Source organism: Mesorhizobium sp. WSM4817, assembly GCF_055811135.1.
In genome coordinates, this window is record NZ_JBVVQQ010000026.1 from 1 (window position 1) to 14,462 (window position 14,462).

The 14,462-nt window shown below is 62.2% G+C and carries 14 protein-coding genes and 2 pseudogenes; 14 read left to right on the forward strand and 2 right to left on the reverse strand.

All coding sequences use genetic code 11. The features are described 5' to 3' along the window. The coding region (locus AC0L2K_RS27805; RefSeq protein ID WP_287306575.1) for a Flp family type IVb pilin at positions 1–186 on the reverse strand (186 nt) is incomplete at its 3' end. A 365-nt stretch (positions 187–551) separates the two neighbouring features. On the opposite strand from AC0L2K_RS27805, the gene AC0L2K_RS27810 reads away from it, so the two are divergent. The 13 genes and pseudogenes from AC0L2K_RS27810 (at position 552) to AC0L2K_RS27870 (ending at position 12,642) form a co-directional block, all read left to right on the forward strand. Beyond that, positions 552–974, forward strand: coding sequence for a pilus assembly protein N-terminal domain-containing protein (locus AC0L2K_RS27810; protein WP_023802143.1), 423 nt, complete (start codon positions 552–554; stop codon positions 972–974). 152 nt (positions 975–1,126) lie between these two features. Further along, positions 1,127–1,684: a TadE/TadG family type IV pilus assembly protein gene (locus tag AC0L2K_RS27815; protein WP_128169869.1), complete on the forward strand. Its 558-nt coding sequence runs from the start codon at positions 1,127–1,129 to the stop codon at positions 1,682–1,684. 55 nt (positions 1,685–1,739) lie between these two features. Next, positions 1,740–1,841: pseudogene (locus tag AC0L2K_RS27820) on the forward strand (TadE/TadG family type IV pilus assembly protein); the annotation flags it as partial. A gap of 68 nt (positions 1,842–1,909) precedes the next feature. Next, on the forward strand, positions 1,910–2,338 hold the full coding sequence (locus AC0L2K_RS27825) for a TadE/TadG family type IV pilus assembly protein (protein ID WP_473532941.1): 429 nt from the start codon (positions 1,910–1,912) through the stop codon (positions 2,336–2,338). A gap of 234 nt (positions 2,339–2,572) precedes the next feature. After that, on the forward strand, positions 2,573–3,805 hold the full coding sequence (locus tag AC0L2K_RS27830) for a phosphopentomutase (protein ID WP_473532904.1): 1,233 nt from the start codon (positions 2,573–2,575) through the stop codon (positions 3,803–3,805). Further along, the gene (mutM, locus tag AC0L2K_RS27835; RefSeq protein WP_473532905.1) at positions 3,798–4,700 is read left to right on the forward strand and encodes a bifunctional DNA-formamidopyrimidine glycosylase/DNA-(apurinic or apyrimidinic site) lyase; all 903 of its coding nucleotides are present in this window, start codon (positions 3,798–3,800) and stop codon (positions 4,698–4,700) included. Before AC0L2K_RS27830 ends, mutM begins: the two co-directional genes overlap by 8 nt. Positions 4,701–4,781: 81 nt before the next feature. Beyond that, positions 4,782–5,555 carry an enoyl-CoA hydratase gene (locus AC0L2K_RS27840; RefSeq protein ID WP_287360884.1) on the forward strand — a complete coding sequence of 258 codons (774 nt, stop codon included), beginning with the start codon at positions 4,782–4,784 and terminating at the stop codon, positions 5,553–5,555. Positions 5,556–5,760: 205 nt separating this feature from the next. After that, positions 5,761–6,027 carry a 30S ribosomal protein S20 gene (rpsT, locus tag AC0L2K_RS27845; protein WP_023802137.1) on the forward strand — a complete coding sequence of 89 codons (267 nt, stop codon included), beginning with the start codon at positions 5,761–5,763 and terminating at the stop codon, positions 6,025–6,027. Between the two features lie 935 nt (positions 6,028–6,962). Continuing rightward, a complete protein-coding gene (gene dnaA / locus AC0L2K_RS27850; RefSeq protein WP_023802135.1) occupies positions 6,963–8,435 on the forward strand; it encodes a chromosomal replication initiator protein DnaA in 1,473 nt (490 codons plus the stop codon). A gap of 323 nt (positions 8,436–8,758) precedes the next feature. Further along, on the forward strand, positions 8,759–9,877 hold the full coding sequence (dnaN, locus tag AC0L2K_RS27855; RefSeq protein ID WP_473532906.1) for a DNA polymerase III subunit beta: 1,119 nt from the start codon (positions 8,759–8,761) through the stop codon (positions 9,875–9,877). 129 nt (positions 9,878–10,006) lie between these two features. Beyond that, positions 10,007–11,161: a DNA replication/repair protein RecF gene (recF, locus tag AC0L2K_RS27860; RefSeq protein WP_473532907.1), complete on the forward strand. Its 1,155-nt coding sequence runs from the start codon at positions 10,007–10,009 to the stop codon at positions 11,159–11,161. Between the two features lie 240 nt (positions 11,162–11,401). After that, entirely contained in the window at positions 11,402–12,157 is a 756-nt protein-coding gene (locus AC0L2K_RS27865; protein WP_473532908.1) for a molybdopterin-synthase adenylyltransferase MoeB, read from the forward strand. Then, positions 12,158–12,642: pseudogene (locus tag AC0L2K_RS27870) on the forward strand (GNAT family N-acetyltransferase). A gap of 28 nt (positions 12,643–12,670) precedes the next feature. Here the strand turns inward: AC0L2K_RS27870 and AC0L2K_RS27875 are convergent. Next, positions 12,671–13,672, reverse strand: coding sequence for a 2-hydroxyacid dehydrogenase (locus AC0L2K_RS27875; protein WP_023802130.1), 1,002 nt, complete (start codon positions 13,670–13,672; stop codon positions 12,671–12,673). Positions 13,673–13,830: 158 nt separating this feature from the next. Between AC0L2K_RS27875 and AC0L2K_RS27880 the strand changes: the two genes are divergently transcribed. Beyond that, complete coding sequence (locus tag AC0L2K_RS27880; RefSeq protein WP_023802129.1) at positions 13,831–14,388, forward strand: SH3 domain-containing protein; 558 nt, start codon at positions 13,831–13,833, stop codon at positions 14,386–14,388. The last annotated feature ends 74 nt before the right edge of the window (positions 14,389–14,462 follow it).

Genomic DNA, 14,462 nt, shown 5'->3' on the forward strand with positions numbered 1-14,462 from the left:
GGCCGGGGCAGCGCCACCGGCGCCTTCGAGCGTATCGGCAATATCGCTGAATTTCTCGTCCAGCGCGGTGCCGAGCTGGCCGGCGCCGACCATGATGGCGAGCGCGATGAGAGCGGCGATCAGACCGTATTCGATGGCGGTCGCGCCGGATTCGTCCTTCACAAAACGTGCAATGAGATTAGACATTCGAGAGCTCCTACTCCAGGTGTTACAGCAATTCCGTCAACTTCTCTGTTGGCTGATCGGATACTGCCAATCTATCGAGAAGCTCTTTCGATCGACTTAATAAACAGCCTTACCGATTCCTTTCCGGCTTCGATGACATTGCGTGGTTAACCGTAGACTAAGCGGCGCCTATGGACCCGACAGGCGCAGCAGGCTGCGAAAGGGGCAATTTAGCGACCTGAGAAAGGGGCGGGCCGCTCCTGGCGATCCCAGCTCCAGGCGATCAAAGGGCCGAGCCCGACATCATCACGGCTCCCCTCCTTAACCCTTGCTTCACCAATCTCGTTCATGTTCCGTTGAGCAAATTGCCGCCGTGGAGCGCTTCAATGACCGGGCCGAGATCGTCCTTTCCGATTGCCGCGCTGCTTGCCGCCACGGCTCTTATCGTGCCGGCCAAGGCCGGCGCCGGCATCGAGGTCACCATGAACCAGGCGAAGATCGTCAAATTGTCGCGCGCTGCCGATACGATCGTCGTCGGCAATCCGGCGATCGCCGACGCCTCGGTGCAGGATGCTTCGACGATCGTGCTGACGGGCAAGGGCTTCGGCGTCACCAATCTCGTCGTCCTCGATCAGGAGGGCCGTCCGATCGTCGACGAGCAGATCACCGTCGTGCGACAGGACGCGTCCTCGGTGCGCATCTATCGACGCGCCGAAATACAGACCATGTCGTGCACGCCGTATTGCGAAAGCTCATATAAAAGCGAGGCGGAGAAGACCTCGGAAGCCGAGATGAGCGCCGGCCAGTAAGCGACCCGACCGTTTCGTCTCGCTGAAAAAGCCGCTTCGGTTATCGGCCTGTTAAAACCTCCCCTTCGAATTTAACGATCATCAAAACCGCACTTCAATGGGTTTGCGCTAATGTTGCCCGACACCCCCTAAGGGATCGGCAGGCACGGGACATGAGCAAAGCAGGACGATCAAGCCTTTCAGCGCGCTTCCTTGGCGACCGGCGCGGCAGCACCGCTTTGGAGTTCGCGATGCTTGCCGTGCCATTTGCGCTCCTCGTCTTTGCCATACTGGAGAGCTGCATTTCATTTGCCGGGCAAGAGGTGATGGCCAATATCACCGACGATGTCGCGCGCCAGCTGCGAACGGGCCAGGTAAGGCAGGCAAACGTAACCGAGGCGACGCTGAAGTCCATGATCTGCAGCCGGCTGGAGATCATGGTCGCCAAGGACTGCCCGGGATTGGAAGTGGATCTGCGCGCGTATCCGAGCTTCGCCGCTGCGGCCCAGGCGGGCTTCAATATCCAAGACGGCGAAATCGCGTTGACCGGTATAACCCCCTCGACTTTTACGGTATCCCCGGGCTTGGCTGAATCGATAAACATGCTGCGGGTTTTTTACAAATGGCCCGTCATGACCGATTTCATGGCCAAGTCGATGGCCAATCTGAAAGACGGCAACACGCTGCATTTCGCATCGATGACCTGGAAGAACGAGCCGTTCGACGACTGAAAATGCAAACCGCTGCGTGGGAAAAGGACGATAGCATGGGGCGTGCGGGGCACATATGAGGACCGCTGGGATATGCGCGAAAGCCATACGGTTCTGCCGTGATCGCCGCGGTGTCGCGGCGGTTGAGTTTGCCTTCATCGTGCCCGTCCTGCTGATGATGTACTTCTTGACCATGGAAGCCTCGCAAGCCATCGAGACCAACAAAAGGTCAGTCGCATCGGCAGCATGGTGGCGGATCTCGTCACCCAGCAGCAGACCGTCACGCCGGCCGAACTCGATGCGATCATGCAGATCGGCAACTCCTCCCTTCAGCCGTACAACCGATCGATCCCGGAAATCACCATCACCGCGATCCAGGTCACGAACGAGCCGACGCCGCGGGTGCTGGTCGCTTGGTCACGCAAGATGGTCGGCGATGCCTTCAGCGCCGGCGCCGCCAAAAACTCCGTCACCACGGTTGCACCGCAGCTCGAGGTCAAGGGCACGTTTCTCGTTCGCGTCGAAAGCAATCTGGCATACGAGCCGATCATCACCTGGTCGGCGGATAGTGAAAAGCGGCTTGGCTTCAGTTCGGCTTTCAACTCGATATCGATGGGCGAAACTTATTATCTCAGGCCCCGCAGGAGCCCGACGATTACCTGCGACACCTGCTGAACGACGGCGCCCGATCGCCATTGCTATCGGCCTGACACTAGGCGCACGATAGCCGCGGATGCCTTGCATGTCGCATGTGAGTTCCCTCTCGTTTTCGTCGATCCACGCCGATGCCGGCGACAATTCTACCATCGCGCCCGGATGTGCACACAGCCGTCTGGTTCCGAATTGCCAATGGCGGCGCGGCCGCCTATGTCTGGGCTGACAGACAAACGATAATAATGAATCCCTGCAATGGCGCGCGCCTTCCTTTTTGTTCTCGATTCCTTCGGCATCGGCGGCGCGGCCGACGCCGAGCGCTATGGCGACACCGGTTCCAACACGTTCGGACACATCGCTCGAGCCTGCGCGGAAGGCCGGGCGGATCGCGAGGGGCTGCGCAAAGGCCCGCTTTTCGTGCCCAACATGCTCTCGCTCGGCCTGGCGCACGCGGCGAAAACCGCGACAGGATTCTGCTTCGACAGCAGCGGCCTGCTTGCCTCCGCCTTCCACGGCGCGGCGCAAGAGATTTCGAGCGGCAAGGACACGCCGTCAGGCCATTGGGAAATCGCCGCCTTGCCGGTCCGCTTCGACTGGGGCTATTTCCCGGACACGGTTCCCGCCTTTCCAGCCGAGCTGACCGAAGCGATCATTCGCGAAGGAGAGGTGCCGGGCATTCTCGGCAATTGCCATGCTCCGGGCACCGAGATCATCGAGCGGTACGGCGAGGAACATGTCCGCACCGGCAAGCCGATCTGCTACACTTCGGTCGACTCCGTCCTGCAGATCGCCGCGCATGAAGTTCACTTCGGCCTGGAGCGCCTCTACGAATTCTGCAAGGTGGTGCGCAGGCTGGTCGATCCGCTGAACATCGGACGGGTGATCGCGCGGCCTTTCATTGGCGAAACCGCCGCCAGCTTCGAACGGACGCACAACCGCCGGGACTATTCGGTGCCGCCGCCCGAACCGACCCTGCTCGACCGGCTGACGGCGCGCGGCAGCCGGGTCATCGCGGTCGGCAAGATCGGCGACATCTTCGCCCATCGCGGCATTTCGGAAGTGCGCAAGGCCGCCGGCAACATGGCGATGTTCGACAAAGCACTCGGCGCGATGGACGACGCGGGCGACGGCGATCTCGTCTTCGCCAATTTCGTCGATTTCGACACCGAGTTCGGCCATCGGCGCGACGTTGCCGGCTATGCCGCCGCGCTCGAGGCCTTCGACCGGCGGCTGCCGGAGGCGCTTGCACGGCTGAGGGCAGGCGACCTTCTCATCCTCACGGCCGACCATGGCAACGACCCGACCTGGCACGGCACCGATCATACGCGCGAACGCATTCCGGTGATCGGCACCGGACCGGGCTTTGGCGGCGACATCGGGTTGAGAACGACGTTCGCCGACATCGGTGAAACCGTCGCCGAGCATCTTGGGTTGGCTCGCGGCCGTCACGGCACCTCCTTCTACACAGCGATAGGCGGCCATGCCTGAGTTGCCTGAGGTCGAAACGGTGCGGCGGGGCCTGCAGCCGGTTCTGGAAGGCGCCCGCATCGCCCGTGTCGAGGCGCGCCGGCCCGACCTGCGCTTTCCCTTTCCCGAAAAATTCCTGGAGAGGCTGACCGGCAAGACGATTACGGCGCTCGGCCGCCGGGCCAAATACCTGACGATGCACCTGGAAGGCGGTCCGGTGCTGATCTGCCATCTCGGCATGTCAGGCTCGTTCCGCATCGAAACGTCTGATGACACGCCCGAAAGCAGCGAAATGCTGGGCGCGTTTTATCATGAGCGCCCGAAGGCCGCGGTGCACGACCATGTCGTCTTCCATATCGTCTCTCCCCAAGGCGCCCGGTCCCGGGTGACCTTCAACGATCCGCGCCGTTTCGGCTTCATGCTGTTTTCGGAAGGGACGCCTGACACGCATCCGATGCTGGCGGGACTTGGCGTCGAGCCGACAGGCAATGCGTTGGACGGCGAACTGCTCGCCTCGCTGCTGAAAGGCCGGAAGTCGCCGCTAAAGGCAGCACTTCTCGATCAGCGGCTGATCGCCGGGCTCGGCAATATCTACGTGTCGGAGGCGCTGTTGCGCGCCGGCCTGTCGCCGTTGCGCGAGGCGGGCACCATCGCGAAGCCTGGAAAGAAGGCCAAACAGCAGCGCGACGCCCTGGCCGAAGCAATCCGCGAAGTGATCGCCGATGCGATCGCCGCCGGTGGATCGTCGCTGCGCGACTACGTGCAGACCGACGGGTCCCTGGGCTATTTCCAGCATTCGTTCGCGGTCTATGATCGCGAGGGCGAGCCCTGCTCCAAGCACGGCTGCAGCGGCCATATAGAACGCATCGTGCAAAGCGGGCGTTCCACCTTCTATTGCCGGAGCTGTCAGTTGTGATTTAGGTGGGGGCGTAAGCCAGGTGCCGGGTGTGAGTTGGACGCCTGATGCAAGGAGATGACCGAGTGAGGAGATACAGTCATGGCCTATGAAACGATTATCGTCGAAACCCGCGGCAAGGTCGGGCTGATGACGCTGAACCGGCCGAAGGCGCTCAATGCGCTGAACTCGCAGGTCCTGGCGGACGTGGTCGCAGCCGTGAACGGCTTCTGCGCGAATGCCGACATCGGCGCGATGGTCATCACCGGCTCCGAAAAAGCCTTCGCGGCAGGTGCCGACATCAAGGAAATGCAGGCGATCTCCTTTGTCGACGCCTATGTGCAGGATTTCTTTATCGGCTGGGAAGAGCTCACCCGGGTGCGCAAGCCTGTCATCGCGGCGGTGGCCGGCTATGCGCTCGGCGGCGGCTGCGAACTGGCGATGATGTGCGATTTCATCATCGCCGCCGACAACGCCAAGTTCGGCCAGCCCGAGATCACGCTCGGCGTCATGCCGGGCATGGGCGGATCGCAGCGCCTGACCCGTTTCGTCGGCAAGTCGAAGGCGATGGACATGTGCCTGACCGGACGGATGATGGATGCGGCGGAAGCCGAGCGTTGCGGCCTGGTGTCGCGTGTCGTGCCCGCCGGCGAATTGCTCGAGGAGGCGTTGAAGGCGGCGGCCAAGATAGCCGATTTTTCGCTGCCGTCGGTGATGATGGCGAAAGAGGCCGTCAACCGCGCCTATGAAACGACACTGGCCGAGGGGCTGCGGTTCGAGCGCCGGCTGTTTCACTCACTGTTTGCGCTCGATGACCAGAAGGAAGGCATGGCGGCCTTTGTCGAGAAGCGGAAGCCAAATTTCTCGAACCGGTAGCCAAATTTCTCGAACTGGTAAGATGGCGACGACATCAGCCGGGAGCGAGCGACAGCAGCGGCCCAAAAAGAAGGCGAAGCAGCGTTGACGCGCCGGAAAAGCTGAACTATAAGCCGCACCAACCGAGGCGGCCCTGTGGCTGCCCGTTTGTTTTTTGCGCCTTGCGGCATCCCGCATGCGCCCACCAGATCAGAAGAGAGGCATCATGGCCAATACCTCCTCGGCCAAAAAGGCAACGCGCAAGATCGCCCGCCGCACGGCGATCAACAAGAACCGCCGCTCGCGCGTGCGGACCTACATCCGCCAGGTCGAAGAGGCGCTCGCCTCGGGCGACAAGGCGGCCGCGCAGGCTGCTTTCAAGGTGGCTGAGCCGGAATTGATGCGCGCCGCGAGCAAGGGCGTGGTGCACAAGAATACGGCATCCCGCAAGGTGTCGCGCCTGGCCCAGCGCCTCAAGGTGTTGTCGGCCTAACCCGGATATCCGGGCTGATATACCTTTACTAAACTTGTCCTTTTCAGACCCGGCCGCTCGTGCCGGGTTTTTTCGTTTGCCGGCAAGTACTTAAAAAGAAAGCCCGCAAGCAACACCCCGCACGATTTCGAAGTTCGAATTGCTTTGCCGGCATATACATGCCGGCTGACAGGCGCAGGCGCTGAAAGCGTTCACGGCGAAAATATCAACTGTCGAAAATCACCTTTATTTTTCAAACGGTTGCGGATGGTCATCCACAGCTTGTTCACATCGCGTGCGAGGGATGGGGGACAATTGCCTGTCAAGAAAATTATTTGATAAAATTTCGCGCGACGCGGCCTTTTTCACATTCGCCGGAAAAGGGTTTGAATCACAATGGGTTTGTCAAAATAAGCCAGTGCAACGCAGGCTCCGAACCCGTTTGCGCTAACCACATTCCTTAAAAATCCGTTAGTCGTGGCCTTGCCCTATCCACAGCGATTTCGCTAAGGTCTGTCTATCGAGAGGGACGGGCTGTTGGCCCTTAACCCAGCCTGAATCGGCCAGCAAAAAAGTGGCAGAATTCATGACGCGGATCATCTCCGCGTACGGGTTTGGTTTGCCTTTTCGATACGGTAGGGGAATGGCGTAATTGTACATGGCAGATCAATGACGCGCCGGCGTTTCGCCGGGCGGAATTGTATTGCCCTGACATGACCAAAGCGGGCTGGCTCCGAGGAGCCGGCGCCGGTTCCCTGACAATGAGGCGACATCAGCTGCCGGCGGCGGCGGTGGTGTCGCTGCGAGGACACGGTCGCCGGAAACATGGATGCAGGAGGCGCATTCCCGGCGGAAAAAGGTACAAAAGGACAAGGAACTCGATCATGCAGAGCGGCATCGAAAGGGAGCTTACGGGCGACCTCCCATTCCCTGGGACCTTAACCGGAGGGGACGCCATGTCGGCTTCCATCGACGCGGAACAAAAGTTCGACCGGGTCAAGGCCCAGTTGAAGGCGCGTCTGGGAACCGAAGTCTATTCGAGCTGGTTCGGGCGCATGAAGGTCGCCGAGGCGTCCCGGGGCATTGTCCGCATCTCGGTGCCCACCGCCTTCCTGCGCTCGTGGATCAACGGCCACTACCTCGACCTCATCGCCGAGCTGTGGAAACACGAGGATCCTGAAATCCTCAAGATCGAGATCGTCGTGCGCACCGCTACCCGCCCGGGGCGCAACGGCGTCGAGCCCGAAGTGGCCCCGGCGCGCAAGATGACCAGGCAAGCGCAAACGGCGCTGGCCGCGGGAACAGCGGCCCCCGGCAGGGTGGAGCGGGTACCGGCACCTCGCCCGGGAATGCCTGCCGAGACCGAGTTCCGGCACAATGTGCTCGGTTCGCCGCTTGACCCGCGCTACACGTTCGGCTCCTTCATCGAAGGACCGTCGAACCGGGTGGCCTTCGCCGCCGCCAAGGCGGTGGCGGAATCGCAGTCGAGCGCGGTGCGTTTCAATCCGCTGTTTCTGCACGCGACGGTGGGGCTGGGCAAGACGCACCTGCTGCAGGCGATCGCGGCGGAATCGCTGAAGCAGAATCCGAAGTCGCGCGTCGTCTATCTCACGGCCGAATATTTCATGTGGCGGTTTGCCACCGCGATCCGCGACAACAACGCGCTGACGCTGAAGGAACAGTTGCGCGACATCGACCTCCTCATCATCGACGACATGCAGTTCCTGCAGGGCAAGTCGATCCAGCATGAATTCTGCCATCTGATCAACATGCTGCTCGACAGCGCCAAGCAGGTGGTGGTCGCCGCCGACCGGCCGCCGTCGGAACTGGAATCACTGGAGCCCCGCGTCCGCTCGCGCCTCAACGGCGGCGTCGCGCTCGAAATGTCGGCGCCGGATTTCGCCATGCGGATCGGCATGCTCAAGCTGCGCCTTGCCACCGCCAAGGCCGACGATCAATCGCTCGACATCTCGGAGGAGATCCTCAACCATGTCGCCCGCACGGTGACCGGCAGCGGGCGTGAACTCGAAGGTGCGTTCAACCAGCTTCTGTTCCGCCAGTCGTTCGAACCGCAGATCACCATCGACCGCATCGATGAGATCCTCGGCCACATCTATCGTTCGGGCGAGCCGAAGCGGGTGCGCATCGAGGACATCCAGCGCATCGTCGCGCGCCACTACAATGTGTCGAAGACGGAACTTCTGTCCAACCGGCGCACCCGCACCATCGTCAAGCCGCGGCAGGTCGCCATGTACCTGTCGAAGGTGATGACACCGCGCTCCTTGCCGGAGATCGGGCGGCGTTTCGGTGGCCGCGACCACACGACGGTGCTGCACGCCGTGCGCAAGATCGAGGATCTTTCAGGCGTCGACAACACGCTGGCGCAGGAGCTCGAATTGCTGAGAAGACTGATCAACGACCAGGCCTGACCGGCCCGAAAAAACAAAAGCGTGTCGCGTCTGGATGGCTGCAACGCGCTTGAAATCACGGTCTTTATGCACGTCGTTGCCGCAAAGCCCATGCACACTCTCGGGCCTGATCCGAGGGCATGCTTTTGGGCGACAGGCATGGCTTGCGGGCTTCGCCGGTTTTATCCCAAGAAAGCCCGCGTAACCGGCCCGAACCGTCAGCACGGGCTTGCGTTCACGGGTTTTTTCCTGTCAGTTTGTGCAGATTCTGAGCCTGTTCAGACCTTTCGCGGGTTGCCGCTTGCCGGAGACCCGCTCATTCATTCAAGCGAGCCTGTTTCGTCATGCGTGTTATCCTGGAACGGTCAAATCTCCTGAAGTCGCTCAACCACGTTCATCGCGTGGTCGAACGGCGCAACACCATACCGATCCTGTCGAACGTGCTGCTGAGCGCCGAAGGCGCCACCCTTGAAATGAAGGCGACCGACCTCGACCTGGAGGTGACCGAAGCCACGCCCGCCAAGGTCGAGCGCGGCGGCGCGACGACGGTCCCGGCGCACCTGCTCTACGACATCGTGCGCAAGCTCGCCGACGGCGCGGAGGTCATGCTGACGACCGACGAGGACGGCAACGCCATGACGGTGACCTCGGGCCGCTCGAGCTTCCGCCTGCAGTGCCTGCCGCAATCCGATTTCCCGGAGCTTTCGGCCGGATCGTTCTCGCATATCTTCCGGCTCGATTCGGTCGCGCTCCAGGGCCTGATCGAGAAGACCCAATTCGCCATCTCCACCGAAGAGACGCGCTACTACCTGAACGGCATCTACCTGCACACGCATGACGCCGACGGCAAGCTGAAGCTGCGCTCGGTAGCGACCGACGGCCATCGGCTGGCGCGCGCCGAGATCGACGCGCCGGCAGGATCGGAAGGCATGCCGGGCATCATCATTCCGCGCAAGACGGTGAGCGAATTGCAAAAGCTCGTCGACGACCCTGATATCGCGGTGACCACCGAATTGTCCGACACCAAGATCCGTTTCACCATCGGCAGCGTCGTTTTGACCTCGAAGCTGATCGACGGCACCTTCCCGGACTATCAGCGGGTGATCCCGACCGGCAACGACAAGAAGCTGATCATCGACCGCCAGAGTTTCGCCGCCGCCGTCGACCGCGTCTCGACCATTTCGTCCGAACGCGGCCGGGCGGTGAAGCTTTCGATTGGAGAAGGCCAGGTCACGCTTGCAGTCAACAATCCGGATTCAGGCAGCGCCACCGAGGAACTGGCCGCGGATTATTCGTCCGACGCGATCGAAATCGGCTTCAACGCCAAATATCTGCTCGACGTCGCCGCCCAGTTGACCGGCACCGAGGCAAAATTCATGCTGGCGGATGCCGGCTCGCCAACGCTGATCCACGACATGGCCGACGAAACCACCCTCTACGTGCTGATGCCGATGCGGGTCTGATGCATGTCGCGCAAAAGTGTGCCGCGGTTTTGCGATAACGACATGCATAAAACAACAAACCTAAAGCGCGTCCCATGAGGCCGGTCAAACGCGGCGCGCTTTAGGCCCGAACGAGGCCATCTTGCTGTCATGACCGGAGTTGCGAAGCAGCCTGAGCGCGATCAGCAGACTCATATAAGTAAGCTTTCGCTTACCAATTTCCGCAATTACACAACACTTTCGATCGATCTCGATCCCGGCCCGGTGGTTTTTTCCGGTGACAATGGTGCCGGCAAAACCAATCTGCTGGAGGCGATCTCCCTGTTGACGCCGGGGCGCGGCCTGCGCCGTGCGCCTTATGCCGACGTGGCGCGCGAAGGCGGCGACGGCGGCTTTGCCATTCATGCCCGGCTCGATGGGCCGGTCGGCCCGGTCGAGATCGGCACCGGCATCGCGGGCGGCGACGCCGCCGAAGGCGGCCGGCGGGTGCGGATCAACGGCGCGGCGGCGCGCTCGGCGGAGGACATGCTGGAATGGTTGCGCGTCGTCTGGCTGACACCGGCGATGGATGCATTGTTCACCGGGCCGGCCGCAGATCGGCGGCGCTTTCTCGACCGGCAGGTGCTGGCGATCGATCCGGGCCACGGCCAGCGCGCGCTCGACTACGAAAAAGCGATGCGCGGCCGCAATCGACTGCTCGCCGAAGGCTCGCGCGATGGCGCCTGGTTCGATGCGATCGAGACGCAAATGGCCGAAACCGGTGTGGCGATTGCCGCGGCGCGTGCCGAACTGGTGCGCCTGCTCACCGCCATGATCGACAGGCTGCCAAGCTCCGGTCCGTTTCCGCAAGCCGACATCGGCCTGTCCGGCGCGCTGGAAAGCGAGGTCGCAACCAGCGCGGCTGTCGATGTCGAGGAGCGGTTCCGCCGCACTCTTGCCGAAGCGCGCGATCGCGACCGCGCCGCCGGGCGCACGCTCGACGGGCCGCACCGGTCGGACCTCGTGGTGCGGCACCGGCCCAAGGCGATGCCGGCCGAACTCTGTTCGACGGGCGAGCAGAAGGCGCTGCTGGTCGGCATGGTCCTGTCGCACGCCCGGCTGACCGGCGAGATGTCTGGCATGACGCCGATCCTGCTGCTCGACGAAATCGCCGCCCATCTCGACTCGGGCCGACGCGCCGCGCTGTTCTCGATCCTCGAAGAGCTGAACTGCCAGGCTTTCATGACCGGGACCGATGCGGCGCTGTTTTCCAGTCTCAACGGACGCGCGCAGTTTTTGACCGTCGATCATGGCACGGTTCGGTGAATGGTGAATGGTGAATGGTGAATGGTGAATGGTAGTGAGAGCGCCATTATTTCACTAATCACTAATCACTACTGAGTGGTCGCTATCCACTATTCACTATTCACTATTCACTATTCACTATTCACCATTCACCATTCACACTAGTCAACTGCTGCGCACCCCGATGGGCAAGCCGATGGCAGGCTTTGGCAACGTGCATTGCCGCCTGACAAGGTTTTTCTCCCGCTATATGGTCCGACGATGATCACCACCGCGCTCACCAACGAAGAACTCGAACGCTACGCCCGCCACATCGTGCTGCCCGAGATCGGCGGCGCCGGCCAGCAGCGACTGAAGCGGGCTCGGGTCCTGGTCATCGGCGCCGGCGGGCTGGGAGCGCCGGTGCTTGAATATCTTGCCGCAGCCGGCGTCGGCACACTCGGCATCGTCGACGACGACAGCGTCTCGCTGTCGAACCTGCAAAGGCAGGTGATCCACGGCACCGGCGCTGTCGGCATGGCGAAGACCGACAGTGCCAAGGCGGCGATCGCCCGCATCAACCCCAACGTCGCCGTGGAACTGCACAATCTCAGGCTGACGGCGGACAACGCCCCTGCCCTTGTCGCCGGTTATGACATCGTCGTCGACGGCTCCGACAATTTCGAAACCCGTTATGCGGTGGCCGACGCCTGCGCCGCGGAAAAGCGGCCGCTGGTCCATGCCGCCGTCGGCCGCTTCGACGGCTCGGTGACCGTGCTGAAACCGTTCGAGACCGGCACTGACGGCAGCCCGAATCCGAGTTATCGCGATCTTTTCCCGGAACCACCGCCGGCCGGCTTGGTGCCATCCTGCGCCGTGGCCGGCGTGCTCGGCGTGCTGACCGGCGTCGTCGGCACGCTGCAGGCCATGGAGGCGATCAAGCTGATCGCCGGCATCGGCGAGCCGCTGGTCGGCCGGCTGCTGCTTTACGATGCGTTGGCCGCGCGCTTCGACACGATCCGCTACAAGAGCAGCTAGATTTTGGGCAGCCTGGTTTCCGTCGCGCAGCTTCCGGCCGATTTCGAGCGTTGGGACGAGGTGCTGGCGCTGATCATGCGCGCCTTCGCTGCCATGGACGGCGTCATCGATCCGCCATCGTCGGCGCATCGGCTCACGGTCGAGAATCTCCGCGACAAGGCCCGGCAGGAGACGGGCTTTGCGGCGCTGAACGACGGCAGGATTGTCGGCTGCGTTTTTGTCCTTGAGCGGGCCAGAGATTTCTATGTCGGAAAGCTCGCGGTCGAACCGGATTTTCGGGGACAAGGCATCGCCAGGCGGCTGATGCAAGCTGTCGAGGATCTTGCCCGCAACCGCGGCAAGCCTGCCATCGAGCTTCAGACGCGGATCGAATTGACCGCGAATCACGCGGCCTTTGCCCGCCTTGGCTTTCGCGAAACGGAACGGACGGCGCACACTGGCTATGACCGACCACCTCGATCACCATGCGCAAGGTTCTTTCGTAAGTATACGCTAACTTAAAATGGCAGCCGGTCACGTCCGCAGCGGCAGCACGCGATCCGGCGGCCGATGGCCATCGAAGAAGGCGCGGATGTTGATGATCACCTTCTCGCCCATGTCGATCCGGCCTTCGAGCGTCGCCGACCCCATATGCGGCAACAGCACGACCTTGCCCTTGGCGGCGAGCTTCAGCAATTTGCTGTTCAGCGCCGGCTCATGCTCGTAGACGTCGAGCCCGGCGCCGGCGATCTTGCCGTCCTGGATCAGCTTGACCAGAGAGTCCTCGTCGATGATGTCGCCGCGCGCCGTGTTGACGATGTAAGCGGACGGTTGCAGAAGCGCCAGCCGCCGCGCCGAAAGCAGATGGAAGGTCGCCGGCGTCGACGGACAATTGACCGAAATGATGTCCATGCGGGCAAGCATCTGGTCGAGGCTTTCCCAATAGGTCGCCTCCAGCTCATCCTCGACCGCGGCAAGGACGCGATGGCGGTTGTGATAGTGGATCGACAGGCCAAAGGCCTTGGCCCGCCGGGCGACGGCGGTGCCGATGCGGCCCATGCCGACAATGCCGAGGCGTTTGCCCCAGATACGCCGGCCGAGCATCCAGGTCGGCGACCAGCCGGCCCATTTCTTGTCGCCGGTCAGCACATTGGCGCCTTCCGCCAGCCGCCGCGGCACCGCCAGCATCAGCGCCATGGTCATGTCGGCGGTATCTTCGGTCAGCACGTTCGGCGTGTTGGTGACGGTAATGCCCTTCTTCGCTGCTGCTGACACGTCGATCTTGTCGACGCCGTTGCCGAAATTGGCGATCAGCTTAAGGTTGTCGCCGGCCTGCGCGATCAGCGCCGCGTCGATTTGATCGGTTATGGTCGGCACCAGCACGTCGGCTTCCTTGACCGCCGCGACCAATTCCGGCTGCGTCATCGGCCGGTCTTCGACATTCAGCCGGGCGTCGAAAAGCTCACGCATGCGGGTCTCGACCGGGTCGGGCAGCTTGCGCGTGATGACGACGAGGGGCCTTTTTCTGCCTACCATTGTTTCCTCGAACCCGACCTCGTTGAGACCTCTTTAACCAAGACAGGCGAAACTGCAGGCCGGTCGCGGTGCCAGTTCTCCATGTAACAAGAGGTTCCGCCGAAGACAAAGAAAAAGGGGCGCCAGGGCCGATGAGCCGGCGCCGAAAGGGAACGAAAGTGTCTGGTTTCGCGTCGCTCCGCCTGGCCCTCAGCGCAGCATTTCTCGGCGCTCTGCTTTATTCCCCGGATGTGGCGGCACAGAATGCGGCAGCACCGACCCAGAGCGTCACGCTCGGGCCGAGCGGCCTGCCGCTGCCGCGCTTCGTCAGCCTGAAAGCCGGCCGCGTCAACTCCCGCGTCGGACCAGGCGTCAACTATTCCGTCGACTGGATGTATATGAAGCCCGGCCTGCCGATGGAGATCATCCAGGAATTTGACACCTGGCGTCGTGTGCGCGATGCCGATGGCTCGGAAGGCTGGATCAACCAGTCGCTGCTTTCCGGTCGCCGCACGGCGATCGTGGCACCCTGGCAGCGCGGCAAGGATGCCCGAATCAACCTGCTCGACGACCCGCAAAAGGACGCCGGCATCGTCGCAATCGTCGAGCCGGGCGCCATGGGCACGATCAAGTCCTGTGACGGCGAATGGTGCGAAATGACCTTCAATGGCCACACCGGCTGGCTCGCCCAGTCGCTGGTCTGGGGCGCCTATCCGGGCGAACGGGTCAAGGACTGACCTCTTCCTGTCGGTTCGGGATGATGGGCATGTCGCGCAAAAGTGCGCAGCGGTTTTGCGATAACGACATGCGT

Bases quoted from the DNA above. Each gene is read 5' to 3' on its own strand.
- AC0L2K_RS27825 (WP_473532941.1), top strand. From the start codon at position 1,910: ATGGTGGCGGATCTCGTCACCCAGCAGCAGACCGTCACGCCGGCCGAA.
- dnaN (WP_473532906.1), top strand. From the start codon at position 8,759: ATGCGTGTTATCCTGGAACGGTCAAATCTCCTGAAGTCGCTCAACCAC.
- AC0L2K_RS27865 (WP_473532908.1), top strand. From the start codon at position 11,402: ATGATCACCACCGCGCTCACCAACGAAGAACTCGAACGCTACGCCCGC.
- AC0L2K_RS27830 (WP_473532904.1), top strand. From the start codon at position 2,573: ATGGCGCGCGCCTTCCTTTTTGTTCTCGATTCCTTCGGCATCGGCGGC.
- rpsT (WP_023802137.1), top strand. From the start codon at position 5,761: ATGGCCAATACCTCCTCGGCCAAAAAGGCAACGCGCAAGATCGCCCGC.
- AC0L2K_RS27875 (WP_023802130.1), bottom strand. From the start codon at position 13,672: ATGGTAGGCAGAAAAAGGCCCCTCGTCGTCATCACGCGCAAGCTGCCC.
- recF (WP_473532907.1), top strand. From the start codon at position 10,007: ATGACCGGAGTTGCGAAGCAGCCTGAGCGCGATCAGCAGACTCATATA.
- mutM (WP_473532905.1), top strand. From the start codon at position 3,798: ATGCCTGAGTTGCCTGAGGTCGAAACGGTGCGGCGGGGCCTGCAGCCG.
- AC0L2K_RS27815 (WP_128169869.1), top strand. From the start codon at position 1,127: ATGAGCAAAGCAGGACGATCAAGCCTTTCAGCGCGCTTCCTTGGCGAC.
- dnaA (WP_023802135.1), top strand. From the start codon at position 6,963: ATGTCGGCTTCCATCGACGCGGAACAAAAGTTCGACCGGGTCAAGGCC.
- AC0L2K_RS27810 (WP_023802143.1), top strand. From the start codon at position 552: ATGACCGGGCCGAGATCGTCCTTTCCGATTGCCGCGCTGCTTGCCGCC.
- AC0L2K_RS27840 (WP_287360884.1), top strand. From the start codon at position 4,782: ATGGCCTATGAAACGATTATCGTCGAAACCCGCGGCAAGGTCGGGCTG.